This window comes from Citreicoccus inhibens, assembly GCF_019039035.1.
GTDB classification, from domain to species: Bacteria; Myxococcota; Myxococcia; order Myxococcales; family Myxococcaceae; genus Citreicoccus; species Citreicoccus inhibens.
This window is the reverse complement of sequence record NZ_JAHNZT010000096.1, coordinates 1-3139: the sequence shown is the minus strand read 5'-3', so window position 1 is coordinate 3139 and position 3139 is coordinate 1. Positions and strand designations below refer to the sequence as shown.

Sequence of the window (3139 nt, the reverse complement as noted above, 5' to 3'; positions counted from 1 at the left end):
GAGGGAGGACGGGGCGGAGGGGAAGAGGCTGGTGGGGTACGTGACGCTGGAGGAGGGGGCGGCGGTTGGTGTGGAGGAGTGGAGGGAGGGGCTGAGGAGGAAGTTGCCGGAGTACATGGTGCCGACAACGTGGGTGGTGCTGGAGGCGCTGCCGGTGACGGCGAATGGGAAGGTGGACCGGAGGGCGTTGCCTGCGCCGGGACTGACAGACTCGCGTCGCGACGAATACGTGGCGCCGCGAACCGAAACAGAAGCCGTGCTCGCGAGCCTGTGGGCCACGGTGCTGAATCAATCGAAGGTGGGGCTGCGCGACGACTTCTTCGCGCTGGGAGGCCACTCGCTCCTGGCGACGCAGCTGGTGTCACGCATCCGCGAGTCGCTCGCGATCGAACTCCCGCTGCGCGCCATCTTCGAGGCCCCCACCGTGGAGGCCTTGGCGGAGCGACTGAAGCAATCGCGAGCAGAAGCGTCCGGTATCTTGGCGCCGCCACTCAACCGGATGGCGCGCAGAGAGGCTCCCCCGCTGTCGTTCGCGCAGCAGCGGCTGTGGTTCCTCGCGCAGCTCGAACCGACGAGCACCGTCTACCACGTGCCCTTGGTCGTGCGATTGACGGGGACGCTCGACGAAGAGGCGCTCGCCTACAGCTTCGACGCACTCATCGCGCGACACGAATCCCTGCGCACCACGTTTGGAGTCCACGACGGTGATCCGGTTCAGCGCATCTCGGCTCACGCGCTGTCCTCGCTTCAACGCGTGGACTTGCGTGGCCGGGCGCGCGACTCGGTTGACGCTGATGTCCGACGTCACATCGAGGACGTGGTGACCCGGCCGTTCGACCTGGAGCAGGGACCGCTTCTCCGGACCGTGCTGTTGACACTGTCGGATCAGGAGCACGTGCTCGCACTGGTCATGCATCACATCGTCTCGGACGGTTGGTCCATGGGCGTGCTCGTCGCGGAGCTGACGGCGCTGTATTCGGCGCGCGTGCGCGGTGTGGCGGCATCACTGCCGCCCCTCCCCATCCAATATGCGGACTATGCCGTCTGGCAGCGCGAGTGGTTGCGGGGAGACGTGCTGGACTCGCAGATCGCGTACTGGCGGCGACAGCTCGCAGGTGCGCCTCGGGCATTGGAGTTGCTGACGGATCGGCCGCGTCCCGCCGTGCAATCGATGGAAGGGGCCGCGCTGCCCTTCTCCTTGGGCCGAGCGCTCAGCGACGCCATCAAGGCCCTGGCACAGCGCGAGGGAGCAACGCCGTACATGGTGTTGCTGACCGCATATCAGGTGGTGCTGGCGAGGAACGCGGGCCAGGAAGAAGTGTGCGTGGGTTCGCCGATCGCGAACCGGACGAGAGGAGAGACAGAGGGGCTGCTGGGCTTCTTCGTGAACACGGTGGTGATGAGGACGCAGGTGAAGGGGAACGCCCGCTTCAGAGACGTGTTGAAGCAGGTGCGAGAGACGACGCTGGGTGCGTATGCGCACCAGGATGTGCCCTTCGAGAAGCTCGTGGAGGCGCTGCGCCCGGAGCGTGACTTGAGTCGCAGCCCGCTCTTCCAAGCGATGTTCACGTTGGACAGCACGCCCAAGTCATCCGGCCACACCATGCCGGGCCTGAGCCTGCGGCCTCTCTCCGTGGAACATCGAGTTGCCCGCTTCGATCTTTCGTTGGGGCTCGTGGATGGCGAGGACGGCTTCGTGGGCGAACTCGAATACGCCACCGCGCTCTTCGACGCGGAGACAGTGGAGCGGTGGGGGAGGCAGGTGAAGGAGTTGGTGGAAGCGGGGGTGAAGGAGAGCGGGGTGAGGGTGAGGGAGGTGATGGGGGAGGAGGAGAGGTGGAGGGTGGTGAAGGGGTGGAACGAGACGGGGAGGAGCGAGGGAGGAGAGACGCTGCTGCATGAGTTGGTGGAGGAGCAGGCGAGGAGGACGCCGGAGGCGGTAGCGGTGGTGAGTGGGGAGAGGGAGGTGAGGTACCGGGAGTTGGAGGAGAGGGCGAACGGGGTGGCGTGGAGGCTGAGGGAGGCGGGAGTGAAGGCAGAGGAGAAGGTGGGGGTGTGCGCTGGGAGGACGTGGGAGGTGGTGGTGGCGGTGTTGGGGGTGCTGAAGGCGGGAGGAGCGTACGTGCCGCTGGACGCGAGCTACCCGCGAGAGAGGTTGGAGGGGATGGTGGAGGACGGGAAGGTGAGGGTGGTGGTGGGGCAGAGGGAGGAGATGGAGAGGGTGGGGCTGAAGGGGGTGGAGCGAGTGGAGTTGGGGGAGGAGAGGAGGGAGGAGGGGCCGAAGGGAGGAGTGAGCGCGAGGCAGCTTGCGTACGTGCTGTACACGTCAGGGAGTACAGGGAGGCCGAAGGGGGTGGGGGTGGAGCACCGGAGTGCGGTGTCGTTCGTGAGGTGGAGTTGGGAGGCGTTTGGGGAGGAGGAGATGAGGAGTGTGTTGGGGGCGACGTCGCTGAACTTCGACTTGTCGGTGTTTGAGGTGTTCGGGCCGCTGACGAGAGGGGGGAAGGTGGTGGTGGTGGGGAGCGCGCTGGAGATGGGGGAGGTGGAGGGGAAGGGGGTGACGCTGGTGAATACGGTGCCGTCGGCGATGAGGGAGGCGGTGAGGAGCGGGTGGGTGCCGAGGAGCGTGAGGGTGGTGAACCTGGCAGGGGAGGAGTTGAGGAGGGAGTTGGTGGAGGAGATAGGGAGGAGAGCGCCGTGGGTGGAGAGGGTGGTGAATTTGTATGGGCCGACGGAAGACACGACGTACTCGACGTGGGTGGAGGTGAAGAGGTGGGAGAAGAAGGAGCCAGGGATAGGGAGGCCGTTGAAGGGGAGGCGAGCGTATGTGTTGGACGAGGAAGGGAGGGTGGTGGGTGAAGGGGTAGCGGGAGAGCTGTACTTGGGTGGAGAGGGGCAGGCGCGAGGGTACGAGGGGAAGGCGGGGCAGACGGCGGAGCGCTTCGTGCCGGATGAGTACAGCGGGGAGGAGGGGGCGAGGCTGTACCGGACGGGAGACAGGGCGAGGTGGGTGAGGGGGGAGTTGGAGTACCTGGGGCGAGTGGACGCGCAGGTGAAGGTGCGTGGGTACCGGGTTGAGTTGGGGGAGGTGGAAGGGGCGTTGAGGGAGGAGGAGGGGGTGAGGGAGGCGGTGGTGGTG

1 protein-coding gene is annotated in these 3139 nt (G+C 66.5%); it reads left to right on the top strand.

Annotation, left to right across the window (positions count from 1 at the left end; genetic code table 11):
- On the top strand, positions 1-3139 hold a 3139-nt coding region (locus KRR26_RS37535), incomplete at both ends, for a non-ribosomal peptide synthetase (RefSeq protein WP_217082173.1).